This window comes from Bradyrhizobium sp. LCT2, from assembly GCF_009931255.1.
GTDB lineage: Bacteria > Pseudomonadota > Alphaproteobacteria > Rhizobiales > Xanthobacteraceae > Bradyrhizobium > Bradyrhizobium diazoefficiens.
In genome coordinates this window covers 48614-67068 of record NZ_CP034432.1, presented here as the reverse complement: position 1 = coordinate 67068, position 18455 = coordinate 48614, and the positions used below count along the sequence as shown (strand labels likewise).

The window sequence follows — 18455 nt, the reverse complement described above, 5'->3', positions numbered from 1 at the left end:
GCGTCTTTTCACTGCCATTCACACCAAAGCCTGGCGCGAGCCGGGCTTTTGCATTCTGGAGGCTATCGTGCCCTTCTTCACCATCGAGACGACCTATCATTTGCCGATCTATCGGCAGCGAACCTACGAAGCCGAAACGCTCGACCAAGCCTGCGATCTTGCGATCGCCGACGAGGGCTGGGACGACAACAGGTCGGACGTTGAAACGTCTGGCGATACCTATGTTACCGGTGCCTGGGAAGGCCGCGACGCTGCCTATAGCGGCCCACGCCTGGCGTTTCCCTCACGTTTCGGCGAGCAGGTCCAGCGCAAGGCCGGCCATTTCGAGTTGCTGCTCGGTCTGCTCAAAATACTCATCCACGTTCCGGAGGAAGGCTCAATGGATGTCGAGCTTTGGCGCCGGCGGGCAGACGCCGCCATCGCGAAGGCCGAGGCCATTCTCGCGGGCGAAAATGATCCGATCGAAGGAGCTGCGTCGTGACGAAATACGCCGTCACCGTCGTCGAAGGCGATGCGAGCTACCTCGCGGAAGCGGTCGCCGCTGACGAAGGCCAGGCGTAGCCGTCCTGGCAGTTCGGATACTGACGAACGCTTTGTACACGGCGCGCCGCCAACCCGGTGGGGCGCCGTTTCTCATGTCGGGCACCGCCTTGATGCTGAGAGGGAGAGGACGGCCGGGACGGGTTTGAGCCGGCGCGGTCAGAGAGAGCGCCGATCGGCTCGCCCATTCCCGCTCTCCTGAAGGCTTCCTCCATGAATGACCATTCCCCGATCGCGGCCGACCCGGCCGCTCCGATCTCGCCTGTTCGCGCTCCCGAGGGCGCCAGTGTCATCATCGCTGCCGCGAGTCATCTCCTTCCGCATCTCGAGCGTGGCCGACGCATCGACGCCGCGCTTCTCCGCGCCGCAATGGAAGTGGCCTCCGGCGCATCCGATGCGACGGGCGCCTGGGACTGGAAGATGGCCTATGACACTTGTGAGGTCGCCACCGTCCTGTTCTTACGCAAATACGGAAAGGCGCTCTTCCGCAAAGCTGATTCTGCGGCTTCACGACTTTCCGCTTTGGAAAAGATCGCAAGGCTTCTGCCGACCCACACGCGCCGCTCTGCCGAGAGCGAAATCTTCCAGCAATTCTCGACCCCGATTCCGCTCGGCCTGGCTGCGCTGACTGCGGCCGCCATTACTGCGGCGGATCGCGTGCTGGAGCCGTCCGCCGGCACCGGGCTGCTCGCCATCCTCGCCGAGATTGCCGGCAGCGGGCTTGTGCTGAACGAACTGGCCAAGACCCGGGCCGTGTTACTTTCTTCTCTCTTTCCGGCCGTTTCCGTCACGCGCTTCGACGCGGCCCAAATCGACGACCACCTCGATCCCACGGTGGTCCCGAGTTTCGTGCTGATGAACCCGCCGTTCTCGGCGATGGCAAACGTTTCGGGCCGGATGGCCGACACCGCGTACCGTCACATCGCCTCGGCCCTGGCGCGTCTCGCCGATGGCGGCCGGCTGGTCACGATATCAGGCGCAAACGTCTCACCCGAAGCCTCAGCCTGGCATGACGCCTTCGCCCGACTGCAGGAACGCGGCCGCGTGGTGTTCACTGCGGCGATCGCCGGCGCGGTCTATGCCAAGCACGGCACCACGATCGAGACGCGTCTCACCGTCATCGACAAAGTGCCTGCCGATGACCGGAACGCGTTCCTGGCGTCGCCGGGAATGGCGCCCGACGTCGCGACGCTGCTCCGGTGGATCGGCGAACACGTTCCACCTCGCCTGAGCGTCGCATCAACCGGCGCGCTTCCCATGTCAGCCTCGCCGGCGCCTCGCAGCGTGCGCGGCTATCTCGCCCGGCCGGCCGCGCAGCCGGCTAAGGCGTCTGTTGCCGCCCCCGAAGCGGTTGATCTTGTCTACGAGACGACCGATTGGACGCCGCCCGAGGGCGCGCGCCTCAGCGACGCCATCTACGAGGAATACCGGCTACAATCGATCCAGATCCCCGGCGCGCAGGCGCACCCGACCAAGCTGGTGCAGTCGGCCGCGATGGCCTCGGTCGCGCCGCCGAAGCCGAGCTACAGACCCCGACTGCCAGCCAGCCTCGTCAGTGGCGGCGTCCTCTCAGACGCCCAGCTTGAGACGGTCATCTATGCCGGCGAGGCGCATGGCAACTATCTCGCCGGCGCCTGGACCGTTGACGAGACCTTCGACCTCGTCACGGCCGCCCGCGACGACGCACCGAACGCCGTCCGCTTCCGTCGCGGCTTCATGCTCGGTGACGGGACCGGCGCCGGCAAGGGTCGCCAGTCCGCCGGCATCATTCTCGACAACTGGCTCCAGGGCCGGTGCAAGGCGGTCTGGATCTCTAAGTCCGACAAGCTGCTCGAGGACGCGCAGCGCGACTGGTCGGCGCTCGGCATGGAGCGTCTGTTGGTCACGCCGCTCTCGCGCTTCCCTCAAGGGTACGACATCCGGTTGGCCGAGGGCGTCCTATTTTTAACCTACGCTACGCTGCGGTCCGACGACCGCGGCGAGAAGCTTTCGCGCGTCCGGCAGATTGTTCAATGGTTGGGCTCCGACTTCGACGGCGTCATCATTTTCGACGAGAGCCATGCCATGCAGAATGCCGGTGGCGGCAAGGGCGAGCGGGGCGATGTCGCGCCCTCGCAGCAGGGGCGTGCAGGCTTGCGTCTTCAGCATGCGCTGCCCAATGCCCGCGTCGTCTATGTCTCGGCGACCGGCGCCACCACCGTCCACAATCTCGCCTACGCCCAGCGCCTCGGGCTGTGGGGCGGCGAGGATTTTCCGTTCGCCACCCGCGCCGAGTTCGTCGAGGCGATCGAGGAGGGCGGGGTCGCTGCGATGGAGGTGCTCTCTCGCGATCTTCGTTCGCTCGGTCTCTACACCGCCCGCTCGCTTTCCTACGACGGCGTCGAGTATGAACTGGTCGAGCACCAGCTCTCCGACGAGCAGCGCCGGATCTATGATGCCTACGCCGCTGCCTTCAGCGTCATCCACAATCACCTCGACGCGGCAATGGAGGCCGCCAACATTACCGGTGAGAACGGCACGCTCAACCGCCAGGCGAAGTCGGCCGCGCGCTCGGCCTTCGAATCGGCCAAGCAGCGATTCTTCGGTCATCTGCTCACCAGCATGAAGACGCCGACCCTGGTCCGCTCCATCGAGCGGGACTTGGCCGAGGGCCATGCCGCGGTGATCCAGATCGTATCGACCGGCGAGGCGCTGATGGAGCGTCGGCTCGCCGAGATTCCACCTGAGGAATGGAACGACGTGCGCGTGGACATCACGCCCCGCGAATACGTGCTGGATTACCTCGCCCATTCCTTCCCGGTGCAGGCCTATGAGCCCTTCACCGACACCGAGGGCAATCTCTCGTCGCGGCCCGTCTTCCGCGACGGCCAGCCGGTCGAGAGCCGCGAGGCCGTCGCCCGCCGCAATGAGCTGATCGAGCGGCTCGCGTCGCTTCCGCCTGTTCCCGGCGCGCTCGACCAGATCGTGCAGCGCTTCGGGACGGACCTCGTGGCGGAAGTGACCGGCCGTTCGCGGCGCGTGGTGCGCAGATGTGACCGCCTTACCGTCGAGAACCGTGCAGCTTCCGCCAATCTCGCAGAGACCGCCGCCTTCATGGATGACCTGAAGCGCGTGCGTGTCTTCTCGGAGGCTGGCGGCACAGGCCGCAGCTACCATGCCGAACTCTCGGCGCGGAATCGCCGGCTTCGGGTCCATTATTTGCTCGAGCCGGGCTGGAAGGCCGATGCCGCGATCCAGGGTCTCGGTCGTACGAACCGCACCAACCAGACGCAGCCGCCGCTCTTCCGGCCGATCGCGACAGACGTCAAGGCGGAGAAGCGCTTCCTTTCGACCATTGCGCGCCGGCTTGACACGCTGGGTGCCATCACGCGCGGCCAGCGCCAGACCGGCGGCCAGGGCCTGTTCCGGCCCGAGGACAATCTTGAGAGCCACTATGCCCGAGATGCGCTGCGCCAGCTCTATCTGCTGCTGGTGCGCGGCAAGGTCGAAGGCTGCTCACTCCAGATCTTCGAGGACGCCACGGGCCTGAAGCTCATGGACGCAAACGGCATCAAGGACGAGTTGCCGCCGATCACGACGTTCCTGAATCGCCTGCTCGCGCTCACCATCGACCTGCAAGGTTTGCTTTTCACAGCCTTCGAACAGCTCCTCAACGCCAAGGTTGAGGGCGCCATCGCCAGCGGCGTCTACGATGTCGGCCTGGAGACACTGCAGGCTGAGAGCTTCATCGTCACCGATCGGCGCCCGATCTACACGCACCCCGCGACCGGCGCGGACACCCGGCTGCTCACGATCACCGAACGCCGGCGCAATCGCCCCATGACGCTGGATCGCGCGCTCGGTTATCTCGCCGATGCTCGGGCGGTGCTGCTGGTCAACGAGCGCTCGGGTCGCGCCGCGGTGCAGATTCCGGCGCCGAGCTTCATGCTCGATGACGGCGAGATCGAAAGTCGGGTGCGGCTGATTCGTCCGATGGAGCACCATCATGCTTCGATGAAGATGATGGACGAGAGCCACTGGCAGCCTACGGATCGCGAGACATTCGCCGCGGCATGGAACGGCGAAGTCGTCGACGTTCCCGAGTTCGCTGAGAGCACGCTCCACATCGTCGCAGGTCTGCTGCTGCCGATCTGGAAGCGGTTGCCGAACAAGTCGACGCGCGTCTATCGGCTCCAGACCGATGCTGGCGAGCGCATCATCGGTCGCAGGGTCTCGCCAGCTTGGGCCGCGAGCGCTTGCATGACCGCGACCTGCAGCTTGACCCCGAACGAAGCCTTCTCGGCGCTGATGGAGGGGCGCACCGTCCTTGAGCTCGCCGAGGATCTGCAGCTCCGTCGTGTCCGCGTGATGGGCGCCCATCGCTTCGAACTGTCCGGCTTTACAGATGTGATGCGTGACCGGTTGCGCGCATACGGCCTCTTCAGCGAAATCATCTCGTGGAAGCTGCGCATGTTCGTGCCATCAGATGCGACCGGCGCCGCCGTGTTGGCAAAGGTGCTCGACCACTATCCGATCGTGCGCATCGGCGAGCGGGAGGCCGCCTGATGGCCCGCGACAACGCCTCCGAACTGGCCCGCCGTCTTGCGCGTGACGCCGAGGCCGTGTGCCGCCATTACCTGTCCAACGGGCGGCGCCAGGGCCGATATTGGACGGTGGGCGACGTCCGCAATACGCCCGGCCGGTCGATGTTCGTCCGGCTCAGCGGACCGGAATCCGGACCCGGCGCCGCTGGGCATTGGCGAGATGCTGCCTCGGCCGAGCATGGCGATCTCCTCGACGTGATCCGCGAGAGCTGCTGTTTCACGAACTTTCGCGACGTCGCCAATGAGGCACGACGCTTTCTGAGCCTGCCGCGTCCAGAACCGGAGCCTGCGCCAAATCGCCTCCGGTCGAGAACGTCGCCCGCGCCCCTCGGATCGCCAGAGGCGGCGCGGCGGCTCTTCGGCGTGTCTCAGTCGATCGCAGGCACACTCGTAGAAGCGTATCTCCGCAATCGCGGCATTACGGCTTTGCACGAAACCGGAAGTCTGCGCTTTCACCCACGTTGCTACTACAGGCCCGACGACCACAGCGCGACCGAGACCTGGCCGGCGATGATCGCCGCCGTCACCGATCTCCGCGGCCACCTGACCGGCGCGCATCGCACCTGGCTTGACCCCGGAGGCTTCAGCGAGACGACGCTCGGCAAGGCGCTGATCGACACGCCGAAACGGGCGATGGGCGACCTGCTTGGTCACGCCGTTCGATTTGGCCTAGCGGGTGAGGTCATGGCGGCCGGCGAGGGCATCGAGACGATGCTGTCGCTCCGCAGCGTGCTGCGGACCATGCCGAGGGTCGCGGCCCTATCGGCGGCGCATCTCTCAGCCATCCTTCTCCCGGACACGCTCCGCCGGCTCTACATCGCCCGCGATGACGATCCTGCCGGTGACGGCGCCATGGCGACCTTGATCGATCGGGCGCAGGAGGCCGGGATCGAGGCGATCGTGATCTCGCCACGGCTTGGCGACTTCAACGAGGATCTTCGTCTGCTCGGATTTGACGCCCTTCGGGCCGCGAGCCGCGTGCAGATCGCGGCGCAGGACGTCGCGCGCTTTATCGAGCTGGCGGCATAGCCGGAACGGGGATGAGGTGCGACGCAGCCGCTTCGTTATCGCGAGGCCGGTGGTCCTGCTTCCCCTCGGCGCCGGAGAGGACCGCCCCACGGCCTTCTTAAGAGGGCGATCGGGCGGCAAGCGGCCCGGACCGGCAACCTCGTGGACCGACTATTTTCCGTCGGCGGCAGAGCCGCCTTTACATCGCGAGGCAAAATAGTCGGCCCCCTTCGTTCCTCCGCTAACGCTCCGGCCCTCCGCTGCGCTGCGGGTGCAAGTCCGTTCCGCCCGCCGCTTTCGTCGCCATGAAGGCCGCGATGGGCGCGGTCGATCCGACGAGGCAAAGCCGCAATGACCACCGACCACGACGACGATTTCGAGCCGCACCAAAGCTCATCCCCGACCGACCAGGTCCTCCAGGAACTTCAGCTCCATGGCTACCGTCCCTTCCACGATGAGCCCGATCCCCGGCGGCTCCCTGATGCGCGAGTCCTCACCGGCAGCATCGCCGACATCTTCGATGCCCTGGTGGTGGCGCTGTCCGATACCCGTCTTGAGGCCGACCTCGAAGACCTGCTCTGGTCGACAGTGAACGTCTTCCATCGCGCCAGCGACAGGATCGAGCGCGAGCTCGACGACAACGAACTGGCGCAGCAGCGGTCGCAGCGGGAGCAAGATGGCAGCGAGATCAAATCCGTCGAGCTGGAACGACTGACAGCGGAGGGTCAGACGCTGATCGAGCGACGCAACGCCTTCGAGCTGATGCGCGACCAGGCCGCCGATGAGTTCGAACGCCACACCCATTCCGTCTGGCGGCCGCGCAACGGGTCGAAGGTCAACCACCGCAATCTGACCTCCGCGATGATCGACAGCCGCGACTTCCTGGTCGCGAAGAAGCGCGCCGACCACCAGGTGCTCATGCCGCCCGGACCGAAAGTCGCGCTGACTGGTGGTCTCGACTTCAACGATCACCGGTTGATCTGGGCCAAACTTGACCAGGTGCACGCCAAGCATGCGGACATGGTGTTGCTGCACGGCGGATCTCCCAAGGGCGCCGAGCTGATCGCCGCCAAGTGGGCCGACAACCGCAAGGTCCCGCAGATCGCCTTCAGGCCCGACTGGACGAAGCATGCCAAGGCCGCTCCGTTCAAACGCAATGATGCGATGCTCAACGAGCTGCCGATCGGGGTGATGCATTTCCCGGGCACGGGAATCCAGGACAATCTCGCCGACAAGGCGAAGAAGCTCGGCATCCCGGTCTGGAGGTTCGGCGGCGCATAGCGCCGCTCTCGCCGCAATGCGTAGTGACTTGAGAGCGGAAAGGCGGATCGCCGGCTTTCCGCAAACCCACTTTTCAGTCCGGCTCACCCGTTACGGCGATCCGTGCCGCACGGGCATAGTGCGCCAACTCCGCATCGTTCTCGATCAGATCGTCGAGCAGCGCCTTCATGTCGCTCTGATCAGACACCGATTGAAGCGGCCCCGGCTGCCGCTCGATCGCCAGCACCGTAATGGCGAGCGCCTTCTTTACCAGGTGCAGGTCGCGCCCCGTGCCATGGCGCCTCACTCCATCTTGCCAAGTCGCAATACACCTTAGCCGATCGGCCAACGGCTGGAGAGGGCGACGATATGCGCCGTTTCCGCAGGTTCAGAGGCACGTCTCCTGCCGGCGGGCGCCACCCCGCGTCTATCGGCGCTGATCCTTGGTCGGACCGAGAGGCCTGACGCCATCAACCCACAAGGGGTCGGCTTACGCGTGAGCGTGCCGCCGCTCCGTCTTCGTCTGCGCGGTGATTGCGGCCCTCGGCCCGACACATCGGGCGCCTATCGCGCGGGGATGGTCCCCGCCTCAGCACAGGAGCCGGATCAATGTCTCAAGCCCTCGCATTCGCTAATGGCTGGATTCTCGCCACCACTCTCATGGTCTGTGTCGTCGTCTTCCAGTCTGGCACAGGCACCTACGGCGTTATGCCGTCCGGTGAGTACGATGGCGATCCCGCCGCCATCGTTCACGAATTCGATCCCTTCCAACCATGAAGGTGCATCGCTACGCGAGTTGGACTACGCAAGGCCAGCGGGATTATCGCTCCCGCTGGCGCTTGTCTGCAGCTATACTCATTCTCGCGCCGTGGTGGTGGTGGAAGGCGCGACCGTCAGGCCTTTATCTCACGGAGCCCACCACCATGACCCTCTTCGGACCACTGCTCGTTATCGGCTTCTTCGGCTGGCTGCTCTTCACGCTTGCCGTCTTCGCACTGCCATTCTTCGCTGGCGTGACGATCGGCATGTGGGCCTTCCACACGGGGCTGGTGTGCTCGGCGGCATCGCGGTGGCTCTCGTAGCGGGCGGCGCAACCTTCGGCATCGGCCAACTCGCGCTCGCCTTCGTGACATGCACCTGGCTCCGGCTCCCGATCATCCTCCTCTATGTCGCGCCCGCCACCTTCGCCGGCTACAGCGCGGCGCACGGAATCGCCCAGATTGCGATGCCTTCACCCGCCTGGCAGACGATTTTCGGGGTCGTCGGGGCCATTGCCGTCAGCATCACGGCCTTCGTCCGCCTCACCGGAATGGCCGCAGGCGGACCAGCCAAGCAGCGCTTGGCGCGCGGCTGATATCGGCGCGACGGTGGGTCCCGTCCAGGCATCCAGACTGGCACCAAGCCTTCATCATCGAGCCTGCGCTAAGCGCGGCTTTAGCGCTGATGGTGCGAGCGCGGAAACAGAGATCAAGGAAGACACTGTGGCGACCATCAACACCTTCCGGAAGACCGGCAACAACGAGTTGACCGGTCCGATCCGCACGCTCGCCTTCCTCAAGGCACGGCTGGTCCGCATAGAGAACCCTCGGACAAGGGGCCCAACAGGGGTCCCGGCCTTGCGCCCCTGCCTTTAGCCGTTCAGCGCATCCTTGAGAGCCTTGGCCGGGGCGAACGTCAGTTTCCTCGACGCCGCGATCTTGATCGCCGCGCCAGTCGAGGGATTGCGGCCTTCGCGCTCCGGGGTGTGCTTCACCTTGAACTTGCCGAAGCCCGGCACATTGGTTTCAGCGTCGCTCGCTGCTGCATCGGCGATAGACTTGAAGACACCGTCCACGATGGCCTTGGCTTGCGCCTTTGGCAGATTGTACGCCTTGGCGATCTCGTCGGCGATTTCAGCGGCGGTGGTCATGGTGTGACGTTCCTCGGGGATGTCGGTTGCAATTGGCTGCGCGCAGCCTCGGCGCTATCAGCATAGAGGAGCGCGCATCGCAGCCACGTCAAGACGCGGCCTGGCCGCATGCGCGAATTATCCCATAGATTCGGCTTACGTCGGCAGCTTTCGGGAACGGGTCTGGCGCGCAAGCCGGCGATTGGCTGCATTCTTCTGGGTGATGGCCGGAGCGAGCTCGTCATAATTAGCGCGGCTCTTTTGTAGCGCGCCTTTGGCATCGGCGAGGTCGATTTCAACGGCCAATCCAAAATGTCTTGCAGTGGCGGACTTTCGAACTCCCTGAAAACGAAAAACCCCAGCATGAAAGCCGGGGCCCAGTGATGCCACGGCGTACATCCGGCCCCGACGATCAGGCGACAGATTGCATTTGGTTCCTGATGAATGTGACCTTCGCTGCCGTCGCTTTTGAATGTCGCGCCAACCAATCGACGATCACACACTGTTCCATCCGAACGTTCGCCCTGCTCCGGTGTAAGAGATCCGTGTCACAAAGGGAATTCGTGAGGTTACGTCGGGCCCGCCACCGTCGCCGGTACGGCGTCACGGATGGAATCGTCCAGATGGCGATGCCTTCACCGACCTCGTGCACAATATCTGCTACCGTCTGCACGGTTGCCGTCAGCACCACGGCGTTCATCCGCTTCACCGGCATGACCGCGCCCGAACCAACAGGGCAGATCTTGCCGGGGAGCTGCTAGCGTCACACCGGAAGGGGCTGGACTGGATCAGGCACCCAGAGTGCTCGCGGTCCTCGTCTTTGAAGGTGGACTGAGAGCGGCCTAAGCGTCGAGGCTTGACCGATCATCGCAGCGAGGCAGGTTCGTGGCGGTCATTGTGAGGGGCATCGACCAAACGGCGGCGGATCACAGACACGGCCAACGACTCTCGTGAGCGCGGTGTGTTGCCGAGGCTTGATCGCGGCACCGGAGATTCGCAGTCGCCGGGTCAGAGAGCCAATCACCGATGCGTTCGTTGGGCCGGGCTCTCGGTGAGACTCGCGGATCGCCACGTTCTCCTTGATGTCGGCTCTGTCAGGCCGAGCGCACCGAACGGCCTCTTCGATGGATGGATCTGGCCGAAGGCCGGCTTAAGAAGCCTCGACCGCCTATGGCGCAACAGCGGCGTCACAACTTTCTTCCCCTGCCGGCTGTGCCGTCATTCCTCGCGCAAGACAAGAAAGTTCCTCCTTTGCTGTCGAGCCCCTGCGGGGTGCGCCGTCGATCGCCTCCGGCCTTTCGATCACCATCGAGGCCGCAAGGTGCGGGCTCGGAAAACAGAAATCAAGGAGAACTACCATGGCGACCATCGGCACCTTCAAAAAGACCGGCAACAACGAGTTCACCGGCGAAATCGTCACTCTCTCAGTCCAGGCCAGAAACGTCCGCATCGTCCCCGACGCCAGCCGCTCGGGCGACAACGCCCCCAGCCACCGGGTTTACGTCGGCCGCGTGGAGATCGGGGCCGCCTGGTCCAAGCGCTCCAACGAGGGCCGCGACTATCTGGGTCTCAAGCTCGACGATCCGAGCTTCACCGCTCCGATCTTCGCCAACCTCTTCGACGACGAGGACGGTGAGGGCTTCAGCCTGATCTGGTCCCGCCCCAGCCGCCGGAACGGCGACTGACCCGACCCAAGTTGCCTCGCCCGGCTGGCCCGGGCGGGGCATCGCCTCGCTCAAGAGCTGGCTGCGCAGAGCTTCCGTCCGTGGCGACGGAGCAGGTGTGGACGGCGGAGCAAAATCCCGATCAGCGACCGCGGACCTGTCCCGCCTTGATCGGCCGTCTTTGATTAGCTTCCAACACGGTTTCGACGATGTCTTCCCAGTCAGGGCAAACTGCAACCAAACGATCCAGCACCGTGGGATCCCGCTCGATCTGGCCGAGCGCTTGAGCGCGCCATTGGTCGTTGAAGCTGATGCTCATCAACCCCAAACATTCGACGACCGAACTGTCAGGCGGCAAGTGTTCCAAGATTGCCGTCACTATGCCGGTCCATTGTTGAAGCAGACGCCACTGCCCAGCGGTGGCCCCGGTCTCCAATTTCTCTTGAAGGAGATCAATCAGCAAGAGGAAGCGAATTCGCCAAGGTTGGGGCCTGAGGTCCGCGACGTAAGCGTCCACGACTTCGCGGATGTCGGCTGGCAAGTGCTCGTATAAGGTCATAGTAGCTTTCCATCCGTCCAATGCCCTCTAGTTCCTTTGGCTAGCAGGTGCCTTTGCAAGCAGAGCAGATTTGCCCGAAGCCGCCCATCCACTTGTGCGTGACGCAAACGCGGTGTCAGTGCGACGATGCAGTACAAATACACTCTGTCAGCGAGCCGAATGAGGATGAACCGCCGTTCGTTTAATCAGATCGGTTGCCTCGACGCCTAGCGCCTCCGCGATTCGGCCGAGCACTGTCACGCTGGCCGATACATCGGCGCGTTCAATTGCACCGATGTAACGGACACTCAGTCCGGCGCGATCGGCCAACTCTTCCTGCGTCATCTTCTTCACATGGCGTATCCGACGCAGATTGATCGCCATGATCTCCTTGAGATCCATGGCGACAAGGGAACTCACACCGGCACGATCGTTCCAGGAACGATCGTTCCGATTCATGCGACGCCATGTTATTCATTTCTTCTGGGGTTGGGACTGGTTTACCGCTTCCGGGGAGCGCCGTGATGCGTCCCATGCATCGCCGCGACAAAACGTCTCCTGATTCTTTCGCCTTCTGCGAAAGTTTCGCAGTACCTGGAACTGTGCAACGCATTGCTTCGATCGGAAGGGGATGATCGCAATGAACGAGGTGTCATTCCAGGATCAGCCGCCGTTGACCGCCCGCGTCAACGCCTATGACGAGCAACATCTTGCAATTTATCTTCGGTTGTTAATGGCTGAAGAAGAGGGCGCCGACTGGCGTGAGGTCGTCCAGGTGATCTTTGGTCTCGACCCTGCTCGAGAACCCGATCGTGCCAAAATTGTCCATGACAGCCACCTCGCTCGCGCCAGATGGATGACGGAAGCAGGTTATCGGTATCTGTTGGAACCGCGGATGCAGTGAGCAGGCGCCGCGCTCTCCTCTTACGCAAATTGCGATCACGCGCGATGCAACCTTTGGGTCTAGTTTGCCGGAGGGTCTTTCCGGATCGTGGCGTGTCCCTCGTTCGGGACGACAAAACAAGAAACGAGAGGAAACACCATGCCGACCCAGTACTGGCGCTCGCCGGAGACCATCGAACGCCTGAATCGCCTTGAACGCCCCGGCTTCGCCCTCGAATTCCTCCGCCGCAATGCTGAATACCGCCGCGACTTCGCCCACACGCAGCGCCAGATTGCGCGTGACGGCGGTGATGCCGAGACCCTTCGTGCGACTTTCGCACGGCGATGGAGGTTGCGGTTTCGCCCATGACCCCGCCGCTCCTGTTGGGCAAGAACCAACCATCTGGCTGCCCGAGGCATCACCTGGAACTTTGCTCCTGGAGCCCGCGCCGCCGGGTTTCGATGCTCTTCGTTCCATCGACCGCAGTGCTTTTGGGCAGTCGCTCCTCGAGTGGACGGATCCCGACGGTCGCGAACTGGTAATTGCGGACGGATCGGGTGAGCTTCATGTCCGGTTGCGTGACGAGCAGGGCGTACGACGTCCCGCCGTGCTTCTGCCGATCGACAGCATGGCGGAGCTACGGCTCGACGTCGCGTTACACTTCGTCCGCCGGCTTGACGGCCAGAGTATCGGTCTTCTACCAGCGGCCCTGCGGCTGACGCCCTTTCAGAAACGGCGATTGATTCAGCTCCTTCACGCCTTCGACGTTCACGACCTGGGCGGCGGTCCGCGAGACGTGGCAGCGAAGGTGCTCGCCTCCGACCATGCCCAGCGTCGTTCGGTCGAATGGAAGGATTCGCATGCCCGACGTAAGGCGAACCGGCTCATTCACGATTCGATCGCCCTGGTCGAACGGGGCTATCTGAAACTCCTGCGGGGCCTCTGACCGGCCCTTCGATCCCTCCAAGCTATCCGCCGTGACGACGTTAGCCTGCGCCCCGCTGCTTGCGCCCGAGTTCGGCTGGTCGCGAACGGGGGACACGCATGTTCAAAAACTTTCGTCCACCCCCAACGCCCGAACTCTCCGCCATTTTGGCCCCGACACGCCGCGCCTTGGCTGCGGCGCTTTCAGGCAAGACGGAGATCTCCCATGCTCGACAGGCCCGCGCAGCTTACCACGCGCTACGTGCGCACCCCCGAGGCCGCGCGCCTTCTCGGAATCTCGCCACGCACGCTGGAGAAATATCGTTGCCATGGCAATGGCCCGACCTTTCGCAAGCTCGGCGGTCGCGTTGTCTACGCCATCGGCGATCTCGAAGCCTGGGCCGATCGGGCCGCCTGCAGCTCAACGTCGGATCCGCGCTACGTGGAGGCCCGCGCCGCTAGCCACGCGCATCGCTAAGGCAGGGCTCGCCATGTCGTCGCGTCGCCTCATCACTCCCAGCGAACGAAGCAAGCTCGACCCGTTCGTTGTCGCCACCGGCGACGCCAGCCCGCGCGATCAGCGCGACCTGATGGAGCGGCCATTCTTCTCGCTTGCCAAGGCCAAGCGGACGGCGCCGATCGTCTACCAGGCCGGCGACGTGCGCGTCGAGGTCTATGCAGTCCCAGAGCACGGTATGGCGACAATTTGGGATGCCGACGTCCTGATTTGGGCGGCAAGCCAGATTGTCGAGGCCGAGAACCTTGGTCTGAAGACCTCGCGCTTCCTGCGCTTCACGCCCTACCAGCTTCTGACCGCAGTAGGCCGGCAGACCAGGGCCCGCGACTACAAGCTCCTGAAGGGCGCGCTGGCCCGCCTGCAGGCGACCGTTATCCGCACCAGCATTCGGCAGGACGAGCATTGGCGGCGTCACCAATTCTCCTGGATCAACGAATGGGAAGAATGCGCGCGGCGCGATGGCCGCGTGCAAGGGATGGAATTTGTTCTTCCTGACTGGTTCTATCGCGGCGTCATAGATCGCTCACTCGTTCTCACGATCGATCCCGCTTACTTCAGCCTGACTGGCGGGATTGAGCGTTGGCTTTACCGCGTCGCTCGCAAGCATGCCGGCCGACAGCCGAAAGGCTGGATCTTCGAGATCGCACACCTTCACGCGAAATCCGGCAGCCTGGTGCGTGTCTCTGATTTCGCGCTGCAGATCCGGCGCATCGCGGTACGCCAGCCGCTTCCCGGCTACCAGTTGCACATCGAACGCGAGGCGCGCCGCGAACTGCTCCGCATTGTGCCATCAAAATTATCCACAATCCCTGTGGACAGTGCTGTGGAAGCACTCGGGACTCCGCACGCAAACCGTATCGGTATTTCGCACGCAGGCCTGTCGGGACTTCGCACGCATGACTCTTATTTAGAGTCTAACTTAGAGTCTAACTTAGACTCTAACTGTTGTAGTGGGCCCGCGCGTCTTGCGGATAACGCCGACGCGTCGTCGTTCGCTGACCCGCCGTCGACCGAGCTCCCAAGTCAACCATCTCTGCCCCTTCTCGACGACAAGGCGGGAGGCAGGAGATGATCGTCGCGCTCCTCAACCAGAAAGGCGGTGTCGGCAGGACGACGCTCGCTCTTCACCTCGCCGGTGAATGGGCGCTGCGCGGCAAGCGTGTGACCCTGATCGATGCCGATCCGCAGAGCTCGGCGTTGGACTGGTCGAAGCAGCGGGCGCGGGAAAGCGTCGCACGGTTATTCGGCGTCGTTGGCCTCACGCGCGATACGCTCCACCGCGAGGCGCCGGAGATCGCACGCACCGCCGATCACGTCGTCATTGACGGCCCGCCACGCGTTGCCGGTTTGACGCGTTCGGCGCTGCTGGCGGCTGACCTGGTGGTGATCCCCGTGCAGCCGTCGCCGCTCGACGGCTGGGCCTCGGCGGAGATGTTATCTCTGCTGCGCGAGGCCCGCATCTATCGCCCACAGCTTGCCGCGCGCTTTGTGCTCAATCGCTGCGACGCACGCACGGTCATTGCCCGCGAAACAACCGAGGCACTTGCCGATCATGATCCGCCGGTGCTCGTCAGCACCATTGGCCAACGCGTCGCCTTCGCGGATGCCGCGCAGTCCGGCCGACTCGTCTTCGAGCTTGCCGAAGGGAGCGCTGCTGCCCGCGAGATCGCCACGTTCGCCGCTGAAGTCGCGAGGATTGCACCATGAGAGGGCGCTCCACCAAGCGCGGTTTTGCGTCGCGACCTGGCGATGTGGAGCGCTGGATCAAGGCCAGCGATACGCCGCCGCGTCGCATGGATGATGCCGCGGCCTTCACCGCGAGGCTGACAATCGATGTCACGCCGACGCTGCGCGGCCGCATCAAGATCGTCGCGTTCAAGCGTCGCGTAACCGTCGCCGACATGCTGCGCGAATTGCTGGCGCGCGAATTCCCCACTGATGCCGGAGAGCTGTCATGAACGACAATGAGGCCTTGCCGCCGCGTGCTGTGTTGCCCTCGCATCGGCGCGGCGTTGCGCTCACTCAAGTCGAACTAACCTGGATCGAGAAGAGGATCGAGCATTGGCTGCGCTTCGGCCGGCGCACTGAAGAGAAGATCCTCGACCGCCGCCGCAGCATATCAAGTTTTGCACCCGGCAGCATCTTCGGCTTCGTGCGCTGGGCATCGAACGACTACGGCACTGTCATCTCGCGCATGGATATCGTGCGTGCCATGGAGGTCGGCAAGCCCTATCAGACGCTGCCCTTCGTGCGGCCCGGCGGCGAGATCCTGCTGCGTGTCGATAGCTGGCCGAAAGTCGAGTGTGTGCTACAGGCGGTTGACGCCGTCGAGGCGCTCAACATCGATCCGGCCGACGTCGCGCCGGAATACTGGCGACATCTTCACAACCGCCTCACCGCCGGCCACGAGCCGCGCGCCTACACGCGCGAGCATCATATGGCCTGGCTCAAGCGCCGGAGCGTCACGCCATGACCCCCTTCGGCTACGTCATGGTGACGCACATAGCGATGCTGGCCGCCGGCGGCCTGGCGTTCTTTCATCCCGCGCCGCGGCTGATCTGGAACGCCACCGCGAGCACGCCGACAGGGTTGTACGCGCTGCATCCGGTTGGAGAGCTGCACGCCCTGGAACTGGTCGTGGTGCGACTGCCGGAGCCGATCGCGCGCTTCCTCGCCAATCGCGGCTTTCTTCCGAACGGTGTGCCGCTGCTGAAGCACGTGATGGCGCTGCCCGGGCAGACCGTGTGCCGGTCCGACGACGCCGTCACCGTCGATCACGTCGATGCCGGCGCCGCACATGATCGTGACCATCTCGGCCGTCCGCTGCCGCGCTGGAGCGGTTGCCACACCCTAGAGCCGGGCGAGGTCTTCCTCATGAACCCGGCCGTCCCGGACAGCCTGGACGGACGCTATTTCGGCCCGCTCCCCGTCACTTCGATCGTCGCGCGCGCGGTCCCGCTTTGGACCGACGAGGCCGGCGACGGCCGTTTCGTCTGGCGCGCCGCCACCCATTGACCCGCTTCCCAACCCAGCAACCAAGGAGGATTCCCATGGCTCAAATCGGTCAGTTCACCCGCGATAAGTCTACCTTCACCGGCCGCATTCAAACGCTTTTCTTCGAGCGCCATCTCATCCTCACCCCAGTCGAATCCTCGGATGCCGAGAATGCGCCGGACTACCGCGTCCGTCTCGGCGATGCCGACGGCCCGGAAATCGGCGCGGGCTGGAGGCGCACCGGAGAAAAGGCCGGAGATTACGTTTCGCTCATCATTGACGACCCGACGCTTCCGCGGCCGATCCGCGCCAATCTCTTCCAGTCGGGCGACGACAAATCGGCCTGGACGCTGAACTGGAATCGTCTGCCCCAGCGCGCCGAACGGGACTGATCGCATGCAGGATCCTGTCGCGCGTGCCGGCAACGAGGCGCATCAACGGTCCACCTCGTTGTTCGGAGGAAAGCCGTCCCACCCCTTCGTCCCGCTCGAACGTCAGTCGGCCTCCGTGCAGACCAGCGGTCGAGGGCGGGGCCGCCCGCCGCGCATACCCTTGCCGGACGAGAGCATGACGGGTTGCTCGCGTCATGGCAGAGACGCGGTGCGCCTTGCCATTCTCCTGATAACCGTTCTGCTGACAATTGGCGGCACGATGCCGGCAGTGTCCGCAGAGAGAGCGCCGGCGCGCGGTCAACCTGCGCGCGACCGCTATGTCACTTATGTGGCGGAAGCCGCGCTGCGCTTTGGCATTCCGACTGCATGGATTCGCGCCGTTATGCGCGTCGAGAGCAACGGCGATCGGCGTGCCGTCTCACCTAAAGGCGCACTCGGTCTGATGCAACTTATGCCCAAGACCTGGGCGGACATGCGCGCTCGCTATGGTCTCGGACGCGATCCTTTCGATCCGCATGACAACATTCTCGCTGGCGCCGCCTTCCTTCGTGAACTGCACGACCGCTACGGCTCGCCGGGCTTCCTCGCGGCCTACAATGCAGGTCCCGGCCGCTACGAGGATTTTCGCGATAGACATCGTCCACTTCCCGCCGAGACGACAGCCTATGTCGCAGCCATTGTCCCTTTTGTCGATGCGGAGAGGACGCCAGGGCCTTTCCTCGTCGCGGCCCCCTCTCGTTCATCCTGGACGCAGGCGTCGCTCTTTTTCGGCCACGTTGACGGGCCGTCCTCCGCCGCGCCAGCTGCATTCGATCGACCGACGCACGACAAGCCGGCTGTCGCTCCTGTGCACGATCTCTCGGCCATCGCTCCGCAATCAGAAGGCCTGTTCGTCGCGCTCTCGACAGCGGGACGACCGCAATGAATGCGCGGCGTCGCCAAAAAAAAGGATGCCGATCTATGCTCTCCCGTCGCGCCCATGCTGCGGAAATCTCGGCTGCTGTCGCGCAATGGCGGCGCGCCATCGCGATCCGATGCGAATTCGCGCCCTGGCGTACTTCAGCGCTGATCGGCGAAAAGGGAAGAGCAGGCGAGGGAGACCAGCGGGCAACGACCGAACGAGGGCGAGATAAAAGGCCGCAATGTGCGGCTCGGTCGGTTGGTTGTTTGTGCTGCTATTTTTCCTCGGGTCCGCAATGTGCGGCTTCGGCACGCAATGTGCGCTCGACTATCAACCCGTTGCAGGGATTCTGCATTCCGCACA

The 18455-nt window shown here is 64.1% G+C and carries 22 protein-coding genes and 1 pseudogene; 18 read left to right on the top strand and 5 right to left on the bottom strand.

The features are described 5' to 3' along the window. Window positions 1-67 precede the first annotated feature (67 nt). The 4 genes from EI171_RS01220 to EI171_RS01205 all read left to right on the top strand — a co-directional run bounded on the left by EI171_RS01220 (window position 68) and on the right by EI171_RS01205 (window position 7412). Entirely contained in the window at window positions 68-481 is a 414-nt protein-coding gene (locus EI171_RS01220; protein ID WP_011091004.1) for a hypothetical protein, read from the top strand. A gap of 272 nt (window positions 482-753) precedes the next feature. Then, window positions 754-5085 (top strand): strawberry notch family protein, encoded by a 4332-nt coding sequence (locus tag EI171_RS01215; RefSeq protein WP_161532362.1) that lies wholly within the window; start codon window positions 754-756, stop codon window positions 5083-5085. After that, entirely contained in the window at window positions 5085-6152 is a 1068-nt protein-coding gene (locus EI171_RS01210; protein WP_161532361.1) for a toprim domain-containing protein, read from the top strand. The genes EI171_RS01215 and EI171_RS01210 overlap by 1 nt, the downstream gene beginning before the upstream one ends. A gap of 330 nt (window positions 6153-6482) precedes the next feature. Continuing rightward, the gene (locus EI171_RS01205) at window positions 6483-7412 is read left to right on the top strand and encodes a DUF2493 domain-containing protein (RefSeq protein ID WP_161532360.1); all 930 of its coding nucleotides are present in this window, start codon (window positions 6483-6485) and stop codon (window positions 7410-7412) included. Window positions 7413-7485: 73 nt separating this feature from the next. Here EI171_RS01205 and EI171_RS01200 read toward each other — a convergent pair whose 3' ends face one another. Next, window positions 7486-7698, bottom strand: coding sequence for a hypothetical protein (locus EI171_RS01200; RefSeq protein ID WP_161532359.1), 213 nt, complete (start codon window positions 7696-7698; stop codon window positions 7486-7488). 302 nt (window positions 7699-8000) lie between these two features. Between EI171_RS01200 and EI171_RS44570 the strand changes: the two genes are divergently transcribed. Next, window positions 8001-8168 (top strand): hypothetical protein, encoded by a 168-nt coding sequence (locus tag EI171_RS44570; protein WP_202633088.1) that lies wholly within the window; start codon window positions 8001-8003, stop codon window positions 8166-8168. Window positions 8169-8314: 146 nt separating this feature from the next. Beyond that, a pseudogene (locus EI171_RS01195) lies at window positions 8315-8745 on the top strand (hypothetical protein). A 276-nt stretch (window positions 8746-9021) separates the two neighbouring features. Here the strand turns inward: EI171_RS01195 and EI171_RS01190 are convergent. After that, a complete protein-coding gene (locus tag EI171_RS01190; protein ID WP_060910361.1) occupies window positions 9022-9300 on the bottom strand; it encodes an HU family DNA-binding protein in 279 nt (92 codons plus the stop codon). Window positions 9301-9435: 135 nt separating this feature from the next. Further along, window positions 9436-9669, bottom strand: a complete 234-nt coding sequence (locus tag EI171_RS01185) for a hypothetical protein (RefSeq protein WP_161532358.1) — start codon at window positions 9667-9669, stop codon at window positions 9436-9438. A 968-nt stretch (window positions 9670-10637) separates the two neighbouring features. Here EI171_RS01185 and EI171_RS01180 point away from each other — a divergent pair. Continuing rightward, a complete protein-coding gene (locus EI171_RS01180; RefSeq protein ID WP_161532357.1) occupies window positions 10638-10964 on the top strand; it encodes a DUF736 domain-containing protein in 327 nt (108 codons plus the stop codon). 121 nt (window positions 10965-11085) lie between these two features. On the opposite strand, the gene EI171_RS01175 is transcribed toward EI171_RS01180, so the two are convergent. Together EI171_RS01175 and EI171_RS01170 are read right to left on the bottom strand one after the other, a co-directional pair. Further along, a complete protein-coding gene (locus EI171_RS01175; protein WP_161532356.1) occupies window positions 11086-11502 on the bottom strand; it encodes a hypothetical protein in 417 nt (138 codons plus the stop codon). A 147-nt stretch (window positions 11503-11649) separates the two neighbouring features. Continuing rightward, entirely contained in the window at window positions 11650-11883 is a 234-nt protein-coding gene (locus tag EI171_RS01170; protein WP_161536890.1) for a helix-turn-helix domain-containing protein, read from the bottom strand. A 238-nt stretch (window positions 11884-12121) separates the two neighbouring features. Here EI171_RS01170 and EI171_RS01165 point away from each other — a divergent pair, with 238 nt between their 5' ends. The 11 genes from EI171_RS01165 to EI171_RS01115 all read left to right on the top strand — a co-directional run bounded on the left by EI171_RS01165 (window position 12122) and on the right by EI171_RS01115 (window position 18116). After that, window positions 12122-12385, top strand: a complete 264-nt coding sequence (locus tag EI171_RS01165; protein WP_161532355.1) for a DNA -binding domain-containing protein — start codon at window positions 12122-12124, stop codon at window positions 12383-12385. A 138-nt stretch (window positions 12386-12523) separates the two neighbouring features. Continuing rightward, window positions 12524-12733: a transcriptional regulator domain-containing protein gene (locus EI171_RS01160; RefSeq protein ID WP_161532354.1), complete on the top strand. Its 210-nt coding sequence runs from the start codon at window positions 12524-12526 to the stop codon at window positions 12731-12733. Window positions 12734-12794: 61 nt separating this feature from the next. Beyond that, a complete protein-coding gene (locus tag EI171_RS01155) occupies window positions 12795-13310 on the top strand; it encodes a DUF2285 domain-containing protein (protein ID WP_202633087.1) in 516 nt (171 codons plus the stop codon). A gap of 204 nt (window positions 13311-13514) precedes the next feature. Beyond that, window positions 13515-13766 (top strand): AlpA family transcriptional regulator, encoded by a 252-nt coding sequence (locus EI171_RS01150; RefSeq protein WP_060910373.1) that lies wholly within the window; start codon window positions 13515-13517, stop codon window positions 13764-13766. Window positions 13767-13779: 13 nt separating this feature from the next. After that, the gene (locus EI171_RS01145; RefSeq protein WP_161532352.1) at window positions 13780-14877 is read left to right on the top strand and encodes a replication initiator protein A; all 1098 of its coding nucleotides are present in this window, start codon (window positions 13780-13782) and stop codon (window positions 14875-14877) included. Beyond that, the gene (gene parA, locus EI171_RS01140) at window positions 14874-15512 is read left to right on the top strand and encodes a ParA family partition ATPase (protein ID WP_161532351.1); all 639 of its coding nucleotides are present in this window, start codon (window positions 14874-14876) and stop codon (window positions 15510-15512) included. The genes EI171_RS01145 and parA overlap by 4 nt, the downstream gene beginning before the upstream one ends. Next, window positions 15509-15763 (top strand): hypothetical protein, encoded by a 255-nt coding sequence (locus EI171_RS01135; RefSeq protein WP_161532350.1) that lies wholly within the window; start codon window positions 15509-15511, stop codon window positions 15761-15763. The genes parA and EI171_RS01135 overlap by 4 nt, the downstream gene beginning before the upstream one ends. Continuing rightward, a complete protein-coding gene (locus EI171_RS01130; protein ID WP_161532349.1) occupies window positions 15760-16278 on the top strand; it encodes a DUF2840 domain-containing protein in 519 nt (172 codons plus the stop codon). The genes EI171_RS01135 and EI171_RS01130 overlap by 4 nt, the downstream gene beginning before the upstream one ends. Continuing rightward, a complete protein-coding gene (locus tag EI171_RS01125) occupies window positions 16275-16820 on the top strand; it encodes a S26 family signal peptidase (RefSeq protein WP_161532348.1) in 546 nt (181 codons plus the stop codon). The genes EI171_RS01130 and EI171_RS01125 overlap by 4 nt, the downstream gene beginning before the upstream one ends. A gap of 35 nt (window positions 16821-16855) precedes the next feature. Next, a complete protein-coding gene (locus EI171_RS01120; protein ID WP_161532347.1) occupies window positions 16856-17191 on the top strand; it encodes a DUF736 domain-containing protein in 336 nt (111 codons plus the stop codon). Window positions 17192-17195: 4 nt separating this feature from the next. Then, window positions 17196-18116: a lytic transglycosylase domain-containing protein gene (locus tag EI171_RS01115; RefSeq protein WP_202633086.1), complete on the top strand. Its 921-nt coding sequence runs from the start codon at window positions 17196-17198 to the stop codon at window positions 18114-18116. Window positions 18117-18455: the final 339 nt, after the last annotated feature.

Bases quoted from the DNA above. Each gene is read 5' to 3' on its own strand.
- EI171_RS01130 (WP_161532349.1), top strand. From the start codon at position 15,760: ATGAACGACAATGAGGCCTTGCCGCCGCGTGCTGTGTTGCCCTCGCAT.
- EI171_RS01150 (WP_060910373.1), top strand. From the start codon at position 13,515: ATGCTCGACAGGCCCGCGCAGCTTACCACGCGCTACGTGCGCACCCCC.
- EI171_RS01120 (WP_161532347.1), top strand. From the start codon at position 16,856: ATGGCTCAAATCGGTCAGTTCACCCGCGATAAGTCTACCTTCACCGGC.
- EI171_RS01125 (WP_161532348.1), top strand. From the start codon at position 16,275: ATGACCCCCTTCGGCTACGTCATGGTGACGCACATAGCGATGCTGGCC.
- EI171_RS01180 (WP_161532357.1), top strand. From the start codon at position 10,638: ATGGCGACCATCGGCACCTTCAAAAAGACCGGCAACAACGAGTTCACC.
- EI171_RS01165 (WP_161532355.1), top strand. From the start codon at position 12,122: ATGAACGAGGTGTCATTCCAGGATCAGCCGCCGTTGACCGCCCGCGTC.
- EI171_RS01190 (WP_060910361.1), bottom strand. From the start codon at position 9,300: ATGACCACCGCCGCTGAAATCGCCGACGAGATCGCCAAGGCGTACAAT.
- EI171_RS44570 (WP_202633088.1), top strand. From the start codon at position 8,001: ATGTCTCAAGCCCTCGCATTCGCTAATGGCTGGATTCTCGCCACCACT.
- EI171_RS01160 (WP_161532354.1), top strand. From the start codon at position 12,524: ATGCCGACCCAGTACTGGCGCTCGCCGGAGACCATCGAACGCCTGAAT.
- EI171_RS01135 (WP_161532350.1), top strand. From the start codon at position 15,509: ATGAGAGGGCGCTCCACCAAGCGCGGTTTTGCGTCGCGACCTGGCGAT.
- EI171_RS01205 (WP_161532360.1), top strand. From the start codon at position 6,483: ATGACCACCGACCACGACGACGATTTCGAGCCGCACCAAAGCTCATCC.
- EI171_RS01175 (WP_161532356.1), bottom strand. From the start codon at position 11,502: ATGACCTTATACGAGCACTTGCCAGCCGACATCCGCGAAGTCGTGGAC.
- EI171_RS01145 (WP_161532352.1), top strand. From the start codon at position 13,780: ATGTCGTCGCGTCGCCTCATCACTCCCAGCGAACGAAGCAAGCTCGAC.
- EI171_RS01115 (WP_202633086.1), top strand. From the start codon at position 17,196: ATGCAGGATCCTGTCGCGCGTGCCGGCAACGAGGCGCATCAACGGTCC.
- EI171_RS01170 (WP_161536890.1), bottom strand. From the start codon at position 11,883: ATGGATCTCAAGGAGATCATGGCGATCAATCTGCGTCGGATACGCCAT.
- EI171_RS01215 (WP_161532362.1), top strand. From the start codon at position 754: ATGAATGACCATTCCCCGATCGCGGCCGACCCGGCCGCTCCGATCTCG.
- parA (WP_161532351.1), top strand. From the start codon at position 14,874: ATGATCGTCGCGCTCCTCAACCAGAAAGGCGGTGTCGGCAGGACGACG.
- EI171_RS01210 (WP_161532361.1), top strand. From the start codon at position 5,085: ATGGCCCGCGACAACGCCTCCGAACTGGCCCGCCGTCTTGCGCGTGAC.